16 protein-coding genes and 1 tRNA gene are annotated in these 17,058 nt (G+C 41.8%); 6 read left to right on the top strand and 11 right to left on the bottom strand.

Features of this window, described 5'->3' with window-relative positions:
- Window positions 1–23 precede the first annotated feature (23 nt).
- Window positions 24–596, top strand: a complete 573-nt coding sequence (locus JI65_RS01230; RefSeq protein ID WP_191013543.1) for a hypothetical protein — start codon at window positions 24–26, stop codon at window positions 594–596.
- Window positions 597–698: 102 nt separating this feature from the next.
- On the opposite strand, the gene JI65_RS01225 is transcribed toward JI65_RS01230, so the two are convergent.
- A complete protein-coding gene (locus tag JI65_RS01225) occupies window positions 699–1,451 on the bottom strand; it encodes a hypothetical protein (RefSeq protein ID WP_191013542.1) in 753 nt (250 codons plus the stop codon).
- A gap of 198 nt (window positions 1,452–1,649) precedes the next feature.
- On the opposite strand from JI65_RS01225, the gene JI65_RS01220 reads away from it, so the two are divergent.
- A complete protein-coding gene (locus JI65_RS01220; RefSeq protein ID WP_191013541.1) occupies window positions 1,650–3,167 on the top strand; it encodes a glycoside hydrolase family 43 protein in 1,518 nt (505 codons plus the stop codon).
- Here JI65_RS01220 and JI65_RS01215 read toward each other — a convergent pair.
- From JI65_RS01215 to JI65_RS01195, 5 genes are all read right to left on the bottom strand, one after another.
- Window positions 3,164–3,829, bottom strand: coding sequence for an epoxyqueuosine reductase QueH (locus tag JI65_RS01215; protein ID WP_191013540.1), 666 nt, complete (start codon window positions 3,827–3,829; stop codon window positions 3,164–3,166). The two genes, JI65_RS01220 and JI65_RS01215, sit on opposite strands and share 4 nt — an antisense overlap.
- Window positions 3,830–4,066: 237 nt before the next feature.
- Window positions 4,067–4,399: a hypothetical protein gene (locus JI65_RS01210; RefSeq protein ID WP_191013539.1), complete on the bottom strand. Its 333-nt coding sequence runs from the start codon at window positions 4,397–4,399 to the stop codon at window positions 4,067–4,069.
- A gap of 275 nt (window positions 4,400–4,674) precedes the next feature.
- Window positions 4,675–5,607, bottom strand: a complete 933-nt coding sequence (gene cysK, locus JI65_RS01205; protein ID WP_191013538.1) for a cysteine synthase A — start codon at window positions 5,605–5,607, stop codon at window positions 4,675–4,677.
- Window positions 5,608–6,277: 670 nt separating this feature from the next.
- Entirely contained in the window at window positions 6,278–6,712 is a 435-nt protein-coding gene (locus tag JI65_RS01200; RefSeq protein ID WP_191013537.1) for an RrF2 family transcriptional regulator, read from the bottom strand.
- Window positions 6,713–6,859: 147 nt separating this feature from the next.
- A complete protein-coding gene (locus tag JI65_RS01195) occupies window positions 6,860–7,894 on the bottom strand; it encodes a sugar kinase (RefSeq protein WP_191013536.1) in 1,035 nt (344 codons plus the stop codon).
- A gap of 122 nt (window positions 7,895–8,016) precedes the next feature.
- Here JI65_RS01195 and JI65_RS01190 point away from each other — a divergent pair, with 122 nt between their 5' ends.
- Entirely contained in the window at window positions 8,017–9,006 is a 990-nt protein-coding gene (locus JI65_RS01190; RefSeq protein WP_191013535.1) for a GerMN domain-containing protein, read from the top strand.
- Between the two features lie 102 nt (window positions 9,007–9,108).
- Here JI65_RS01190 and JI65_RS01185 read toward each other — a convergent pair whose 3' ends face one another.
- Window positions 9,109–10,179 (bottom strand): DUF7954 domain-containing protein, encoded by a 1,071-nt coding sequence (locus JI65_RS01185; RefSeq protein WP_191013534.1) that lies wholly within the window; start codon window positions 10,177–10,179, stop codon window positions 9,109–9,111.
- A gap of 106 nt (window positions 10,180–10,285) precedes the next feature.
- Between JI65_RS01185 and JI65_RS01180 the strand changes: the two genes are divergently transcribed.
- A tRNA-Leu gene (locus JI65_RS01180) sits at window positions 10,286–10,367 on the top strand.
- A gap of 530 nt (window positions 10,368–10,897) precedes the next feature.
- Here JI65_RS01180 and argA read toward each other — a convergent pair.
- Window positions 10,898–12,259, bottom strand: coding sequence for an amino-acid N-acetyltransferase (argA, locus tag JI65_RS01175; protein WP_191013533.1), 1,362 nt, complete (start codon window positions 12,257–12,259; stop codon window positions 10,898–10,900).
- A 59-nt stretch (window positions 12,260–12,318) separates the two neighbouring features.
- Window positions 12,319–14,661: a phenylalanine--tRNA ligase subunit beta gene (gene pheT, locus JI65_RS01170; protein WP_191013532.1), complete on the bottom strand. Its 2,343-nt coding sequence runs from the start codon at window positions 14,659–14,661 to the stop codon at window positions 12,319–12,321.
- Between the two features lie 63 nt (window positions 14,662–14,724).
- Between pheT and JI65_RS01165 the strand changes: the two genes are divergently transcribed.
- Window positions 14,725–15,120, top strand: coding sequence for a YhbY family RNA-binding protein (locus JI65_RS01165; protein ID WP_242457116.1), 396 nt, complete (start codon window positions 14,725–14,727; stop codon window positions 15,118–15,120).
- Here the strand turns inward: JI65_RS01165 and JI65_RS01160 are convergent.
- The gene (locus JI65_RS01160; protein ID WP_191013531.1) at window positions 15,117–15,587 is read right to left on the bottom strand and encodes an NUDIX hydrolase; all 471 of its coding nucleotides are present in this window, start codon (window positions 15,585–15,587) and stop codon (window positions 15,117–15,119) included. The two genes, JI65_RS01165 and JI65_RS01160, sit on opposite strands and share 4 nt — an antisense overlap.
- A gap of 84 nt (window positions 15,588–15,671) precedes the next feature.
- Window positions 15,672–16,082 carry a hypothetical protein gene (locus tag JI65_RS01155; RefSeq protein WP_191013530.1) on the bottom strand — a complete coding sequence of 137 codons (411 nt, stop codon included), beginning with the start codon at window positions 16,080–16,082 and terminating at the stop codon, window positions 15,672–15,674.
- Between the two features lie 261 nt (window positions 16,083–16,343).
- Between JI65_RS01155 and JI65_RS01150 the strand changes: the two genes are divergently transcribed.
- Complete coding sequence (locus tag JI65_RS01150) at window positions 16,344–17,021, top strand: 5'-methylthioadenosine/S-adenosylhomocysteine nucleosidase (RefSeq protein WP_191013529.1); 678 nt, start codon at window positions 16,344–16,346, stop codon at window positions 17,019–17,021.
- Window positions 17,022–17,058: the final 37 nt, after the last annotated feature.

Raw genomic sequence — 17,058 nt, 5'->3', positions numbered from 1 at the left:
CGGCGGTTCTGTCGTCCTTAGTTATGATGGCTCTTCAGAAGAAAATATACCTACTCTCTCTTTCCAAGACAACAGATGTGTTCACAGATGTTCAGGAAGCTGTGGCTGGCGGATATGTATCTGATAAGTTCGGCGGTTTGAAAGATGGATATCCGAAATGGGAAAAATGCAACTACACCTGGGCGTCTACAAATGCAAAAGCTGATTCATTCGGAATCGTAATTGCTGGTACTACAGATGACTCTACAAAACCTGCACTTTCGGCTAATGATGTTGTTGGTTATGTTGACTACAAATTCACTCTTGCGACTGAAGCTTCTATTTCTGTTGATGTTAGTGCTTTCAATACTCAATCTGCTAACCTCGGTGGACAGATTGTAATCCTTGATTCTTCTTCGTCAGAGGTTGCAAAAGGTGATGTGGGTGAAGGCTCAAAAGAGGCAATGACTGCAACCCTCGCATCTACAAAACTTTCCGCTGGAACTTATACTCTCCGCTTCAACTGGGCTGCAACAAAAGATATGGCAGCTGGCAAGGGTATTAAGAATATGAAGGGCGGTATTTCGAGCTTCGCAATCACAGCGACAAACAACTAATACCCAGTGTCTGAACTTAGTAGATTTTTCTGCTACAAAACAGACAGGGCTTTCCCCGATTTGAGGAAAGCCCTTGCTATTTTTGTAAAAGATTATATGTGATTACTCAGCTGGTGTTACAGCGATTGTCTTTACATCCAATCCGCCTGTTCCGCTTGAACCTTTCTTCGCACCGTTACGGCTGAATACGAGGTAAACAGAGCCTGCTGCACTGACTGAACCTGTAATAGTTACATCTTTTGAGCTTGCGGTAACCTCATCAGAAGCAACTGTTCCAAGAACTGTTCCGTCTTTGTCTACGAAAGCTGCTTTGAAAGGGCCACCTGTTGGATTATCAGATTCTTTTGCACCTTTGAAATCGACCGTTGCAGTTACTGTGCCAGCTCCGTCAACAGAAATCTCAACATAGCGGTCAACAGTTGAGAGGTCAACGCCGCTCAACAAGTCACCGTCTGTCAAACCACCGTTGTAGTTGAGGGCAGTCGCTGCATTTGCAATTTCTTCTGTCAAAGATGCATTTGCATCATGTGTTGAACGGAAACGAAAAGTTCCTACTTTTGCACCTTTCCAATGAAGAACAGCACCGTTAGAAAGTGTCTTTTCAGTTGCGGTAGAAGCTACAGGAGATGAGATTACATCTTTTGTTGCCATATCCCATCCATCTAAGTCTGCAAGAACGACACCATTTGTTCCGCCTGCAAAGCTATATGTCTTTGCCGTAGCTTTTGTCTCTACAGCACTCTTGCTTGTATCAGGAGAATCGTCGCTGCCTGAATCCGAGCAAGAAACAAAGCCGAACGAAAGTAAAAGTGCCAATGCACCACCCATAATTGCTAATTTCGAAAACTTTTTCATAATTTTCCCCCTTTTTTATTGGAACTTTGTTTTATGCTTATAATATCGCATGTATGGAAAATACAAAAATTACAATTTTTTGAAATAAAACGACTTTTTTTTATTATTTTCTAAATGTTTGCAAATTAGGTGGGACTTGCATTTATTTTTCTCTTTTCATAATCTAATAAAAAATTTATAAAAGCCTTGGAAATTACTATGAAATATCAAAATCCTATCCTTGTTTGTGACTATTCAGACCCAGACGTAATCTGCGTGGGCGACACATTTTACATGACGGCATCAAGCTTTAACTTCATGCCAGGCCTTCCAATCCTTACATCAAAGGATCTCGTAAACTGGAAGCTCGAAAATTATGCCTGCCAACGGATTCCTTTTGCCATATACGACAAACCACAGAACGCAAAGGGACTTTGGGCGCCATCAATCAGATTCCACAACGGCATGTTCTACATTTTTGTCGCAACACCAGACGAAGGTATTTTTTACACTTGCACAAAGAATCCTCTCGAAAAATGGAGCGAGCTCAAATGCATCGTAAGAGGAAAAGGATTCGAAGACCCTTGCCCTATCTGGGAAAACGAAAAACTTTTTGTTGTTCATGCTTTCGTAAAAAGCCGCATCGGATTCAATTCAAAACTTGCCCTTTTTGAAGTCGATCCAAAAACAATGACCCAAATTTCAGGCGACAAAATTATTTTTGACGGAACAAAGACGCAACCAACAATCGAAGGGCCAAAATTCTACAAAAGAAACGGATTCTATTACATCTTCGCACCGGCAGGAGGCGTTTCGGCAGGCTGGCAGTCAGTTCTACGCTCAAAACAAATCACCGGGCCTTACGAAGAAAAAATCGTACTCGTCCAGGGTGAATCAGCTATAAACGGACCGCATCAAGGCGGATGGGTAGAAACCGAAAAACCAAACTCCAAAGGAATAAAAGACTGGTTCATTCATTTTCAGGAACGCGGAATCTACGGAAGAATCACTCATCTCCAACCAATGCGCTGGGCAAATGACTGGCCATTAATCGGAACGGCCATCGAAAGCGGAGTAGCGCCAGGCGAACCGTACAAAGAGTTTGAAAAACCATTCGGATTTTATTCAGACAAAAAAGAAGTGAAAAATCCATTTTTGGATTTTCAATTTTCTGCAAATCCAAAAGCCGAATACGCAGAATTCTACGAAGACAGAATCAAGCTCAATGCTTGTACCACAATAAAGTCAGGCGAACCGAACATTTGGAAAAGCCCTAACGTGCTCACAAAAAAAATTGATGCAGAAAATTTTGATTTCGAATGTGAAATAGATTACGCGCACCTCAAAGAAAACAGCTGTGCGGGAATCGTTTTTTTGGGCGATGAATACAAAGCCCTCGCCATCGGAAAAGAAAACGGCAAAGTCTATTTTTCCTTCGTGGAATCAGTGGGAAGCGAGAACGGCGACGAAGAACGATTTGAAAACATACGAATGTACCCGTACAAAGGCTCGGTCGGAATCGTAAAGTACAACATTTCGTTCAGAAAAATCAACGACCGAACCGCACACGTAACACTCAGCTTCGATGTAGATGACGGTATCGAAATAAAATCAAAACCGTTCATCCTCGAAAACGCCCACTGGGTCGGCGGAAGGTTCGGCTTTTATGCCTTTACGACAGGTTCAACCGAAGATTCTTACGTTACCGTAAGCTCAATAAAAACTTCCGAAGTCTAGCCTCGGCGTGCCTGCGAATAAACACAGCCACAATAGTCCTGCCGCCAAAGGCCATACTCTTCGCTCAATTGAGTGCTCCTCAAAAAACCACCGCGTTTTTTAAAATCGCTCGGAAGGAATTTTGGGGAGCCTTCCTTTCGCTCACCACCTTGTTCAAGAAGCTTTCCAATTTCATTTATCATCTTTGAATCTTTATGCGGGCTTATGCTCAGCGTGGTCGTAAAATAATCAAAGCCGTTTTTGCAGGCATAGTCGTAAGCTCGTCGCATCCTGAATTCATAACATCTTCGGCAACGTTCGCCTCGCTCAGGCTCGTTTTGCAATTCTGGTTCCGAACGAACGTTAGTTGCTGAAAAATAATCTTCAACATTATAATTGTCTACAACAAGCTTTACCTTATTTTTTAGCGCATCCGGGAACTCCGTAAGGAATTTTTTTAGTTCAGTCAGACGCCGCGTATACTCAGTCTCCGGATGAATGTTCGGATTGTAAAAGAAGATTGTAATATCAAAAATCGATGAAAGATATTCAATTACATAAGAACTGCAAGGACCGCAACAAGCATGTAAAAGCAGGCTTTTCTTCGGTTCTGGCGGATTTTTTCCACAAAGTTCCTCGAGGATTAAGTCCAATTGTTTGTGGTAAGGGAGATTTTTTTGCATAATGTTATCCTACAATAATCCACAATTTTTTTGAAGTTATCAACAATTTTATCAACTTTTCCACAGAGTTTTCCACATTTTCTAACAGCTTTTACACAGGGTTATCCACATATTGTTAACATCATGTGGATAACTTTCGTTAGTTTAGAAAAATTTCTTGGGCAAAAAAAATAGTTATCCACATGATGTGCACTCATTGTGAATAACTATCGACCGTTAATCTTAATTTTTGATATTTTATTGTTTCTTTATCGTATAAATCCGCTCAACAACCGTATATCTTCCTAAAAAATTTCTATCTCTGGAAGAATTTTCAAGATTGACGCTCTCCAAATCATTATCATTCAAAAAATCATTTATAACTTCAGCAATGTTATCTTCTGCATATTGCTCGTCAAAAGGACTTTGGTTATCAGAAAAAAGCATGAGCTTTAAATTTCCTGCGTCAAAATCATAATAAAGTTCAACGGTATAAAGATTGTCTATAAAAATCTTCTTTGATTTTTGCTCAGAAAATCCCGACATTCCAAAAAAACTCAAAAGCGCGATAAGGACAATGATTTTTTTCATTTTACCCTCCAATAAGTAGGAAAAGCCTAGCATATATCGTTTTTTAAGACAATAAAATGCAAAAAAGTATCTTTATTTTGCAAAAATGAGATTTTTATCATTTTTCCGTCTTGAGATTTTTAATATTTTTAAAGTAAAACCAGAAAATAGCCTCTAGGAATTAGCATTTTTCCGCGGTTTCTAGTTGACAAAAAAAACTGCCACGAACAAAACTTTCAAAGTTGAAAGCTCGTGCGCGGCAGTTTTAAAGTTAGTTAAACGCCAGTTAAGTCAGTTTATTCCGTAAAAAGAGGTGTCGAAAGATAGCGGTCGCCAGAATCCGGCAAGAGGACTACAATCGTTTTGCCTTCAAATTCAGCACGCTTAGCAACCTGAATTGCGGCCCACAAAGCGGCACCAGAAGAAATTCCGGTCAAAAATCCCTCAGTTTTTCCAAGTTCCTTTCCAACCGCAAAAGCGTCATCACTCTCAACAGGAATAACCTCGTCAAAAACCTTTGTATCGAGTGTCTGCGGAATGAATCCCGCTCCAATTCCCTGAATTTTATGCGGCCCAGGAATTCCCTTTGAAAGAACCGGAGAAGTTGCAGGCTCAACTGCAAAAACTTTTACGTCAGGCTTTTTTGATTTTAAGAAATTGCCAACTCCGCTCAAAGTTCCGCCAGTTCCCACGCCAGCAACGAATGCGTCAACATTTCCGTCTGTATCTTCCCAAATTTCCGGTCCGGTAGTTTCAAAATGAGTCTTAGGATTTACAGGATTTTCAAATTGGCCAGGAATAAAACTGTTTGGTGTAGTTCGGGCAAGTTCCTCAGCCTTCGCAATCGCACCTTTCATTCCTTTTGTACCGTCCGTAAGCACAAGTTCTGCTCCGTAAGCTTTAAGAATATTTCGTCGCTCAACAGACATGGTTTCTGGCATTGTCAAAATGATTTTTAATCCGTAGCTTGCAGCAGCAGAGGCAAGCCCGATTCCCGTATTTCCGGAAGTCGGTTCAATAATTACGGAGTCTTTCGTGATTTTTCCGCTGGCGAAAGCATCTTCTATCATCGCCTTTGCGATTCGGTCTTTTACGCTTCCGGCAGGATTAAAATATTCAAGCTTGGCAAGAATTTTTGCTTTAAGCCCAAGTTTTTGCTCAAGATTAGAAAGTTCCAAAATCGGTGTCTTTCCAACCAAATCAGTAATTTTTGTTGCAATATTCGCCATACAGGCCCCCTTTTATTTAATTTCCTATCGGTAAAGTATGTAATTATACTAACGGATTTACATTTACTTTTCAAGACCTGCCTATACAGGCACAGATGCTGAAACAAGTTCAGCATGACCAGCAGTTTTCCCCCAAGAAAACTGCCAGAAAACACACAAAGCCAACTTAAACTTTTTAAGTCAACTTGTAGCATTTCCTATCCCTAAAAGTGAAGCGCGAGTTTTCCGTCAGAAAAACTCGCGGGAAACGCACAAAGCCAACTCAAACTTTTAAATCAACTTGTAGCGTCCCTATCCCTAAAAGTGAAGCGCGAGTTTTCCGTCAGAAAAACTCGCGGGAAACGCACAAAGCCAACTCAAACTTTTAAATCAACTTGTAGCGTCCCTATCCCTAAAAGTGAAGCGCGAGTTCTCCGCAGGAAAACTTGCAGGAAACGCACAAAACAAACTTAAACTTTTAAGTCAACTTGCAGCGTCCCTACCCTTAAAAGTGAAGCGCGAGTTTTCTGCCCAGAAAACTTGCGGGAAACGCACAAAGCCAATTCAAACTTTTAAAGTCAACTTGTAGCGTCCCTATCCCTAAAAGTGAAGCGCGAGTTTTCCGCAGGAAAACTTGCGGGAAACGCACAAAACAAACTCAAACTTTTAAAGTCGACTTGTAGCGTTTCCTTTAGATCATATACACAAAGCTTCCAGGCTCCGCTTTGTTGAGTAAATCATCAATAGTAATGCTGTCAAGATAATTGTTAATCACTTTATAAAGCCCTTCCCACAATGCAATAGTCTTGCATTCACCGTAACGCTCGCAAATATTTTTCTCAGTTTCAAGACAGGCAACCGGCGCAAGACTTCCCTCTGTAATGCGTAAAACATCACCAACTTTGTATGCGTCAGGGGCTTTAGCAAGCTTATAACCGCCCTTAGGTCCTCTCGTGCTCAACAAAAATCCGAATTTGCTCAAAAGAGACGTAATCTGCTCAAGATATTTTATAGAAATATTCTGCCGCGAAGAAATATCTTTTAACGCAATGTAATCTCCATTATTATGCTGTGCAAGATCAATCATAAAGCGGAGAGCATAACGTCCGCGTGTTGAAATCTTCATATATTCCCTCTATTTCCTAGTAATTTACAAGTATATTATAATACTAATATTGATTTATTTTGAAGAAAAGAAAAGCCCTTTCTGCAAAAAAAGTGCATTTTTCACTTTTCAGCAAAAAGGGCTTTTATTGTAAAAAAATTAGCAAGTTTAGCGATTCATCTCGCTCTGCTTTCCTTTGGTTTGGTGAGCTTTGATAATCGAACTGATTTCGTTAAAGTCAGAAAGAGGAAGGTCTCCGGCAATCGTATTTTTTGTGGCGCAAGTTGCATTTCCGAATTCCATCGCCTTTTTTGGGTCGTCATATTTCAAAAGACCAAAAACAACGCCTGAACAATAAGCGTCTCCAGAACCGATTCGGTCCACAACATCAATGTCCTTGTAAGGCTCTTCCGTGTAGAATTTGTCTTCAGCCTTTGAATAAACAAGCGACGTGAACGAGTGCACTTTAGGGCTTATAACCTCGCGCTCAGAAGAAGCAATGTACTGAATATTCGGGAAATCCTTGCAGAATTCTCGGTGCATGTCTTCCAGCGTGCCAGATTTTTGGAACATTCTGCGGCAGCTTTCTTCAGAAATAAAAAGCAAATCAACGAACGGCAAGATTTTTTTGATTGTCTCGCGAGCCGTGTCCTCGTCCCAAAGGTTCGCACGATAATTTACGTCAAAAGCGATTTTAGCCCCCGCCGCCTTGAATTTCTGAATCAGCTCAAGGGCAAGTTTTCTCGTATTTTCGCTCAATGCAAGCGTAATTCCAGAAGTATAGAACATCCGAGTCTTTCCATAAATGTCATCTGGAATTTCCTCAGACTTAATTTTTGTGATTGAAGAATGCCTTCGGTCATAAACTACGGTAGGTTTTCGCGGATACGCACCGTTCTCGTAGTAATAAATTCCAAGGCGCGCGTCAGGAGAATCATCATAAATAATAAAATCGTCCGAAACGCTCGAAAAACGGATTCGGTTCTTTACGAACGTTCCAAGCTCGTTTCTAGGCAGACGTGTGATAATTCCTGAACGGAGTCCTAGAAGAGAAACACCCGAAGCTACGTTAAGCTCCGCACCACCAGCATGTTTCTCAAAAACATCACTGCGGAAAATACGTCCGTTTGAAGGTGGCGAAAGACGAAGCATTGTCTCTCCGAATGTAATCAAATCAAACTTTTTTGCTGGCTGCTGTTCCATTTTAAAATCTCCATTAAAATTCTCTAAAAAGTCGAGAATAAAAATATTTTATCGGTTTATTTTATGGTTCTCAAGTGCAGTTATATAAACCAAACGGTGAAAATTTGTTATAATCAGAAGTTATGAAAGAAAAAGATGAAAACTCAAATAGTTCAAAAAGTAAAAAAGCCCTAATAGTCATAGGAATCTGGATTTTATGTATCCTCGTGATTTTTATAATTTTTGCGCTAAAACTCGACAGCATAAAAAGCAACTTAAAATCAACACACTTTTTTGAACGGATTTTCGGAACCACGCCAACATTCATTGCGGAATACAAAGAAAAAGAAGAAAAACCGGCAGATTCCGGTGATGTCGTAATAAATTTAAGACAGGGAGATGATTCTGATTCATCTTCCCCAAAAATAGATTTGAACTCGCTAATGCAAAATACGGAATCTTCATCCGAAGAAGCGTCGGATTCTTCACGCACCAGCTCACAAACTGAACTTTCCGCAGCGCAAAACGAGCTTTTGAACGAAGCGGTCAACTCGGAAAATTCTCCAACGCAACAAAATGAATTTGACGCAAGCGAAAACAGCGAAATTGCCGCTTCAGAAGTTAAAATTCCAGAAAACGCAATTGCAACTTCAAGGTCAGTCACGCAAACAATCACAGAACAGCCAGTTCCGTCCACAGAAATCGTAAAAATGACTTCCGCAAAGCTCTGCTTCGCCGAAATCAACAGCGACGGAGTTATAAGCCGCCGGGAAGTTTCCAGAAAAGTTGTAAAAACGCCCTCGCCTCTCACAAACAACATAAAATTGCTTCTGCAGGGACCAAGCGACGATGAAGAAAACAAAGGGTGCACAACGCTGATTCCAGAAGAAACAAGGCTCATTTCAGCAAGCATAAAAGACGGAGTAGCTTACTTGAATTTCAACAAGAATTTTGAGTTCAACCGATTTGGCGTGGAAGGCTACCAAACACAACTCATGCAAGTCGTTTATACCGCCACAGAATTCTCAACGGTAAGTTCCGTGCAGTTTTTGGTGGAAGGCGAGCAAAAACAATATCTCGGAAGCGAGGGCATTTGGATTGGCACCCCGCTTTCAAGGGCAAGCTTCAAATAAAAACTCAATTCCATACCGTCAGCCCGAACTTGATTCGGGCTCTCATGCACCAAGCAAGCGCAGAGATTCCGAATCAAAACATTCGGTGATTGAATTTTACAGCTATTTTACAGTCTTGTATGAATTCAAAATTTCGTTAAAGTATTTTTTATTCGGCGTGTATGCCCCGGCAAATACTGAAAAATCAAAAATGCTGTTTGAGCCGCCTTTCAACTCTTTTATAACCTTAAAATTGTACAGAAAAGAATTTGAATCAGCATTGTAATAAACAGGACTTACAGAAATCGTACCGTCTTTTGAAGAATCGATTTTTAGCGATGCCCAGTCCGGGTAAGAATGGTCACGGCCAAGCAAAATTGTTCGCAAAATCTTTGCTTTTGAAATATCACCGGCATTTATTGTCACCGTTGAAATCGTAGCAACACTTCCAAGCGTCCAAAGATTCATGCCGTTTTTCTGCTCCCACTGAGAATCAAGCGTAAATTCCTGACTTCCGGCATTCTCGTCATCAATCGTAATCTTGTTTTTCTTTGCCTTTTTGTTCGGCTTGAACGAATGTGCCTTGTCGGTAATCTTATCAGGGATTCCCTCAAATGTCTGAAAGCTCGTATCACTCGAAGAAATAAGCTGACCAGCCGTCACGATTGAAAGAGCTTCTTTTCCGCCTGCATCGATTATTTTTGAAACGTTAAAAACCGGAATCATCGGATCGTATTCAATTTTGACGAATCCACCAAACTGCTCGTAATCCTGATTGACAGTTTTTTTCTCTTCGAGCAGACCAACTTTCTGCCGTCTAGATGTCATTTCATAAGCAAAATCGTGGATATAATTGATGATGTCAGTCTCTTCCTGTGAGCGCGGGAAAGGTTCTACACGCTCGCCAGTAAAATCGAGTTTGTCGCTTTCCGGATTGACTGTAAGAAAAACCTGCATTTCAAGCTTAGGCTTAGGATTTTTTTTGTCGTTGATTTGTGGGGCCACATAACGGAAGGCATAAGTTGATTCATCATAGTAAATGACTCCAAGATATGATTCGCGGGCAAAAGACGCGTCTTTGTAATAAACAAACTGCCCTGATGAATCTGGTACGGACTGCTTTGTTCCAGGAAGCGCAAAAGCTCCTGCTGTTGAAAGCAAGGCGGCAAGAATTAAAGAAAGTTTTGATTTCATAATTTCCTCAGGATTCCTTTTTTATAAAAATATTTCGAAAATTTTCGATTTTTAAATATTAACGTATTGACTAAAATTATTAAAGCGTATATTGTATAGAAACCTTGCGGGGATGGTGGAATTGGTAGACACGCTAGCTTGAGGTGCTAGTGGCGCAAGCTGTGCCTGTTCAAGTCAGGTTCTCCGCACGAAAGACTTCTGAGAAATCAGAAGTCTTTTTTTATGCCCTTATGGAGTTGTGGCACAAGCTGCGGAAAAATCTTAGATTTTTCCGAGACTCGCTTTTCGACTCATCTCATGAGTCGAATTGCCTTCGGCAACCAGCTCCCTACCTGTTAAAGTCAGGTTCTCCGCATGAGGTTGGCAAAATCTGAAAAACTTGGTTTGATAGAATTTTAGTGAGCTTGTGTTGGTGTGGTTTCGATACGCTTCGCTACTCAACCAACGGAAACGCTACAAGTTCACTTTGCAGATACAAGTCGACTTGTGCGTTTCCCGCGAGTTTTCCTAACGGAAAACTCGCGCTCTGGTGGGACAACTCGCAAGTGTTCACAAAACGCGGCGGCAACGAGAGCCGCGTTTTGTGGGGGAAGTTTTGTGCTCGCCTCGCAGGCTCGCACTTTCATTTATCTGTGACCTATCTCTGTTTATCTGCGTTCATCTGTGTCGAAATTTATACACTAAACTTCATTGCCACACAGAATTCTTCGCAGATTCTTTATTTAATATTCAGTCTGTACGGCTTGGAACCGCGTTTTGGATTCCAGATTTTTTTACGTTCAGCAGGAAGATTCTCAACAGAATCAGGAACAAAACCAAGACGCTCAAACCAGTCGGCAGTCTGCGTGGTCAAAATAAATACGCTCGCAAGATTTATTACTTTTGCTTTTTCAATCAAATACTGAATCATCTTCGGGCCAACGCCAATGTGCGCACAAGACTCGTCAACCGCAACGCCAGCAATCTCCGCCTGCGTGCGGTCATAAATGTGCAGTGCCGCACACGCACGAACGGCTCCGTCAAGCTCATAAACAATGTAGTCGTTGTACGTTGCCTCAAAATCCTGCTCGGTGCGCGGAAGAAGAATCTTCTTTTTGACGAACGGACGAATAAGCGACATGACCGCAGGAATATCCTCTCGACGCATAGCACGAATCTTTCCGTAGTTCGAGGAATAAATCATCGTACCCGAACCAAAGTCGCTGAAAATCTCGCACGGAAGAGTTCCTTCAAGCGAGCTGTTCAAAACGTGAACTCGCGTAACACCTTTTAGAACCGCCTCGCGAGAAAGTTTCACAATCGAAATCATGCTGTCAAAATAATCTTTGTCCGCGTCCTTTAGCTTAACCTTGTCGGCTTTTTTGTTGCACGCAAGAAAAGTTCCGACTTCCTCAATGTTCATGGCAGGAATGCAGCCAGACTCAGTTCGTCCCTGCTCACAAGGAATCGTAAAATATTTTTCGGAAAGCTCCGCGTCCGGAAGAAGATAGAAGAGTTTGTCGGCCTTCATGTGCATCGCAATTTGAGAAGCCAGTTCCACGGAAGAAATGTTGTACGGCTTTCCGTTCAGACTCCAGCCAATGCACGGAAAAATCGGAATAAAACCGTTGTCGAGCACGGTCTGAATCGTTTCGTCGTCAAGTTTGTCAATTTCTCCGGCAGTTCCGTAATCCACGCCAGAAAGAACGCCCTTTCCCCGCGCACGAACCCAGTTTCCGATTACGGCGGTAAGATGCTCCCCGGCAAGACTCGTCATAACGATATTCGAAACATCAAACGCAGCATTCTTTATTATTGGCATTGCGTCCGGCGTCGTGATTCGGATTCCGTTCTTCATCGTCCATTTTATGCCGTTCTGACTCAAAATATTGTCGATTCTTTTGTGTGCGCCAGGCACGATTATAACTTTCAATCCGGCCTCGTGAATCAAAGAAATGTCCCGAATATGATTTGAAAATAAAGGCGAGTCTATCACCCTGTCATCAAGATGAATTACCACCGCCGCATTGCGGAACTTGCTTATGTAGCGGATAACGTCGCGGATTCGCTCCGCTTTTTCCTGAATAGCTGATTCTTCCATATTTTTCTAGAAAAAAGGTCGGGCAAAATACCCGACCTCGATTTATAAAGTGTTAAAAATTAGCAAACTTCGCAGTTATCTGCTTTTACGGTTTTAATTTCTTTTCCGTCGGCAAGAGCCTTTTTGCCGGCAATCATTACCGTGTGGCCAGAAACTTTGTAGTCAACCTTGCAGAACTTGTCGATGTCAATTTTTGCAGGCTTTTCGCCGTTAAAATTGCTTCCTTCTAGAGTGATTACAGTTCCAGGAGCAGCCCAAGGAGCCGTAAGAAGTTCTACTTTTTCTTTTCCGTCCTCAGTGTAATCGCAGGCAAGAAGCATTCCGCGGCTTTCAACGCCCTTCATTTTGCGAGGAGCAAGGTTTGCCGCAATGATTACGTGCTGTCCCAAAAGTTCCTCTTCCTTCAAGTACGGGCGCAAACCTGACTGAATGATTCGAGGTGTTCCAGAACCGTCGTCCATTGTCTCGATGTAGAGTTTGTCACCCTGGGGATTGCATTCAACTTTCTCGATTTTTGCAACGAGAAGCTGAACGTGCTCGTCATAATAAGCGGCAGGGTCAGTTTCTGCAGGTGAAGGCTGATTTTTTACTTCGCCTTTAGTTTCTTTAGGAGCAGCCTTTGAATGAGGCTTTTCTTTTGGCATAAGAGCCTCTACGTTCACTTCGCCGGCAACACAAGGAACTGTGATTGCCCAATTCTCAAGAACCTGCGGATGGATTTCTCCAAAGATTCCTTCCTGCTTTCCGTTAACGATAATCGCAGCCTGGCGGCCAGGAATAAATCTAGGATCATCAGACTCCTTAACCTCGTATTTGTGGTCAAGATAGTAAAGCAAAGTGCTGACTTCAGAAGCCAAATCGTTGAAGTTTGCGTTGTTAGAAGCGGTAAGGAATCCCAAAGACTGAATCGTTTTTGTTCCTGTATTTTCACTAGGCTCAAGGAACGCAACTTTTCCGATTTCAAAAATCTTGTGCGGGAAGATTGCATTTGCAGCGGCACTTTCTGCCCTGAGCAAAGACGCGATAATCGACGGTCGAACGAACTGATAGTTCTCGCTCATCGGATTCAAAATCTCGATAACCTTCTCGTCCGAAATATTCATCTTTTCAATGTAGTCTTTCTTTGAGCCGAGATAGTTAAAAATCATCTCCTGATAGCCCAATCCCACCATAATTTCTTTTGCCTTGCGGCTGAACAAAGTTACCGGCGAAAGCTGGCCTACAGTAAAATCGTTCGGGCGGACCGGCTTAAAGTAATCAAGTCCAACTCCAATCATCACGTCTTCAATAATGTCAACTTCATGGAGGAAGTCGTTTCGGTACGGAGCCGGATAAAGCTCAAATTCAACGTCGTTCTTGTTAGCCTTGAGGTATCTTGCTGTTTTTTCAGTCGCATCAAAATCTTTTGCCGTAACGTCGTTGTCCATGCGGGAAAGCGCATCAAGCACCTCTGCTTTCGTAAGGTCGCAGCCGAGTTTTTTGTTGATTGCGGCAAGAGTTGCCTTCGTTGATTTCTGGAAGTAGAACGGAACCGTAATCTCCTTTCCAAGCCCTGTCTCATAAGGATGAACTACTTTTACAGGAAGAATCTCGTATCCAGCATCGGCAAAATCACAAGCCACAATATTGGCAGAAAGAATAAGATTCTCGATGTTGTCGCCCGTAAGCTCAACCATAAGGTCTTTGTCGCCAACCTCAACGGCTCCGAGAGTCGCAGAATTGATTACAGGAGCCATTGAAAGAACCTCGTTTTTGTCGTCGGTGAGCAACGGGAATTTAGGGAGGTCTTTGATAATCCATCCAAAATCCTTTCCTTTTGGATGGTCAGTAAGAATCTGTCGGCAAGTCATTGGAGAATCGCAGGCAAGCGGTACAAAAGAAGTTTTGTCCGGGTCAACGGCTTTATAATGGCACGGCCACTGAATCTGAGACATTCTGTAAACGCCCATGGAAATCGTCTTTCTCTTGCGTCCGAAGTTCCAGCAGAGTTTTTCCTGCGTCTGAATAATGTCTTTAAGCATCGGATCGTCAATCGGTTTTCCAGAAATAACAAAGCTCACCATGAACGGACGGATTTTTAAAAGCTCAGGGTCAACCGTAATAACGCGGTTTCCACAATCTTTAACGGCATTTGCCCGTGACATGAATTTTGAATAGTCAGAGCGTTTTGCGCCAGCGTGCAAACGAAGCTGACGAGCAACACCGCCAGTAGACCACAAATCAGGGCGGTTAGTGTCATTCAACTCGATTTTGATAACACGCTCATCCTCGCTCTGGCTCATATCCGGCTTTTCGTCAAGCTCGGCCTTTCCGCAAGTAAGTTTTTTTTCCAATGTGTCGTAATCGTATTTTGTTCCAAGAAGATTGAAAAAAAGTTTTTCGTTGACTTCAATTTTTGGCATGATATTCCTCTATAAATGTACAAAGACTTCTTTTTATCAAATTATAGCGAAACGCAGAAAATCTTGAAAGATAGCTTTTCAATTGTTTTTATAAAAGATAAAATCTATTCTATGATTGAATTAACTAGCAAACAGAGAAAGGTTCTGGAAAAATTCGCACAGCCGCTCTCAGCGCTAATCCAGATTGGCGGAGCAGGACTCACAGAGGAGCAGGTAAAGCATATCAACACGCTTATTGCAAGCCACGAGCTTATTAAAATCAAGTACAATATTTTAAAAAGCCTCGCTGGTTCCGAGTCAAAAGAAGAAATCTCACAGAGCAGGCACGAACTTGACTCAGAAATCGAAGCAAAAACAAATTCTACCCACGTTCGCACAATCGGAAACGTGGCGATTTTCTACAGACCTGCAAAAGAAGCGAAGGACAGAAAATACGAAAAGGCTTTGAGCAAAGCCTAAAGGTCTTTCCCATCAAGAATCTTCTTAACGAGAGTTCCGTTTTTGTACACGAGTTTGAGTGAGAAAAACGGAACTTTCTGTTTTAAAAGATTTAAGAAAATTCTGTCGCCCTCCCAAAGCTCAAGCGAGTCGATTTTTTCGAGCGGAACCCATTCAAGATTTCCTTCATCACATTCAAGCTGACTTCCCGAAAAATCCTCGGACGTGTAAAGGCACATGTATTCGGCAGGGTCGTCGTCCGAAACAAACGTAACGATTCCCCGAAAATCAAATGAATTGAGCGTAAAGCCGGTTTCCTCGCGAACCTCGCGCAAAAGGCACTCCTCCGGGCTTTCGCCCTTCTCAAAATGCCCTCCCACGCCAATCCATTTGTCGTGATTAATGTCATTCTTTTTTGTAACGCGGTGCAGCATCAAGTAGCAGCCATCCCGCTCAATATAGCAAAGTGTGGTCAATTGTGATTTCATACGGGGAATTATACACGAGAATATGGAAAGTTAAATGCACACTTGAAAGAAAAAGTTTCGCCTGCATAAAAATGCAAAGCCTTCTTAATCTGATATTTCTGTCAATTCTACAATACTGCTATTACATGATGTTCTACTCTTTAACTGACCATTTTCAAGATAAATGCGTATTGTGTATTTTGCTGAATCCTGAACGTAATTTGTATAACCACGATATTTTTTTTCTTTGTACATAACTTCAAAGTCAAGGTTTTCGGCACAGCGTGAATAACCTAAAGTTTTTTTGAGTCCGCTTTGAAGTTGAACTGGCAGCGATTCATCAGTTTCTTCTGAAACACTTAGAATTGTAATTTCAGTATCAGTGTCATTAGAAAAAGTGCATTTAACTTCATATTCATCGAATATACACCCTGAAAGACAGAAAACAAGCACACAAAGTGGTAAAAGTTTTTTAAGCCAATTCATTTTATACATTTCCCCTGTTATCTTTTTCATTAAATTATTCCTTCTTATTTTTAATTTTTTTTGATAATACAAAAAACCCCAATTTTTGGGTGCATAAAAATAACAAAATTTCATTTTTTAGCATTTTTTTGCTCTGCAAGATATAAAATTAGACTTTTTTGATAACTGTAAATAAAATGAAAGCAAATTACACTCTTTTCCTCAAAGATACTCAGCAATTTTATGATGAATGAATTTTGAAGAGCAGATAAATAATTATAAGCAAACTGATAGGGAGCAAAAATCGGCAATATGAAAAACATCGGTGTTGTAGTTGCAGTAGAAATTAAGGCTGTGCTTTCGCGATACGCGGGCAAATACACGGAAGAAGCACGAGGGGCTTTTCGCGTCTACACGGTCGAAAAAGACGATTTTAGATTTCATTTTGTCCACTCGGAAGCAGGAGAAATTCGCACTGCGGCGGCGGTACAGATGCTCGTGGATTTATATTCAATCGAACTTCTCGTAAATTTTGGCGTGGTCGGAGCATTAACAAAAGAGCTTTCGAGCGCAAGAACCTGCATCGTTTCCCGCGTTGTGCATTACGATTTTGACACGAGCGCGGCAGACAACTGCGAGGTAGGCCGCCATCTCGACTACCCAACCATTTATTTGCCGACCACCGCCGAGATTGTAAAAAAGGCACACGAAATTTTACCAGAACTCCCTATTGTAACCGCGGCGAGCGGCGACAAATTCATAGCCTCGGCAGAAGCAAAACAAAAACTCCACAACCAGTTCGGAGCGGACATTTGCGACATGGAAAGTGCGGCCATCGTGCTAGTCTCAGACATTCATCATATTCCGAACCTGATTATAAAAACCGTTGCCGACAGCGTTACAGGCGGAGCTGCCGAATTCAGGGAACGTTTTGTCCAAACCTCAGAGCTAGCATTAAACGCCGTGGAAAAGATTTTAGCTCAGATATAATTTGTTAGATTTTCATTTTTAGCGCAGATAAAAAAAT

The organism is Treponema zioleckii (genome assembly GCF_014737315.1).
Taxonomy (GTDB): domain Bacteria; phylum Spirochaetota; class Spirochaetia; order Treponematales; family Treponemataceae; genus Treponema_D; species Treponema_D zioleckii.
Note: the sequence above shows the minus strand (reverse complement) of the source record. Positions and strands in the feature narration are given on the sequence as shown.

Coding starts and splice junctions, on each gene's coding strand:
- JI65_RS01230 (WP_191013543.1), top strand. CDS start 24: ATGATGGCTCTTCAGAAGAAAATATACCTACTCTCTCTTTCCAAGACA.
- JI65_RS01225 (WP_191013542.1), bottom strand. CDS start 1,451: ATGAAAAAGTTTTCGAAATTAGCAATTATGGGTGGTGCATTGGCACTT.
- JI65_RS01220 (WP_191013541.1), top strand. CDS start 1,650: ATGAAATATCAAAATCCTATCCTTGTTTGTGACTATTCAGACCCAGAC.
- JI65_RS01215 (WP_191013540.1), bottom strand. CDS start 3,829: ATGCAAAAAAATCTCCCTTACCACAAACAATTGGACTTAATCCTCGAG.
- JI65_RS01210 (WP_191013539.1), bottom strand. CDS start 4,399: ATGAAAAAAATCATTGTCCTTATCGCGCTTTTGAGTTTTTTTGGAATG.
- cysK (WP_191013538.1), bottom strand. CDS start 5,607: ATGGCGAATATTGCAACAAAAATTACTGATTTGGTTGGAAAGACACCG.
- JI65_RS01200 (WP_191013537.1), bottom strand. CDS start 6,712: ATGAAGATTTCAACACGCGGACGTTATGCTCTCCGCTTTATGATTGAT.
- JI65_RS01195 (WP_191013536.1), bottom strand. CDS start 7,894: ATGGAACAGCAGCCAGCAAAAAAGTTTGATTTGATTACATTCGGAGAG.
- JI65_RS01190 (WP_191013535.1), top strand. CDS start 8,017: ATGAAAGAAAAAGATGAAAACTCAAATAGTTCAAAAAGTAAAAAAGCC.
- JI65_RS01185 (WP_191013534.1), bottom strand. CDS start 10,179: ATGAAATCAAAACTTTCTTTAATTCTTGCCGCCTTGCTTTCAACAGCA.
- argA (WP_191013533.1), bottom strand. CDS start 12,259: ATGGAAGAATCAGCTATTCAGGAAAAAGCGGAGCGAATCCGCGACGTT.
- pheT (WP_191013532.1), bottom strand. CDS start 14,661: ATGCCAAAAATTGAAGTCAACGAAAAACTTTTTTTCAATCTTCTTGGA.
- JI65_RS01160 (WP_191013531.1), bottom strand. CDS start 15,587: ATGAAATCACAATTGACCACACTTTGCTATATTGAGCGGGATGGCTGC.
- JI65_RS01155 (WP_191013530.1), bottom strand. CDS start 16,082: ATGAAAAAGATAACAGGGGAAATGTATAAAATGAATTGGCTTAAAAAA.
- JI65_RS01150 (WP_191013529.1), top strand. CDS start 16,344: ATGAAAAACATCGGTGTTGTAGTTGCAGTAGAAATTAAGGCTGTGCTT.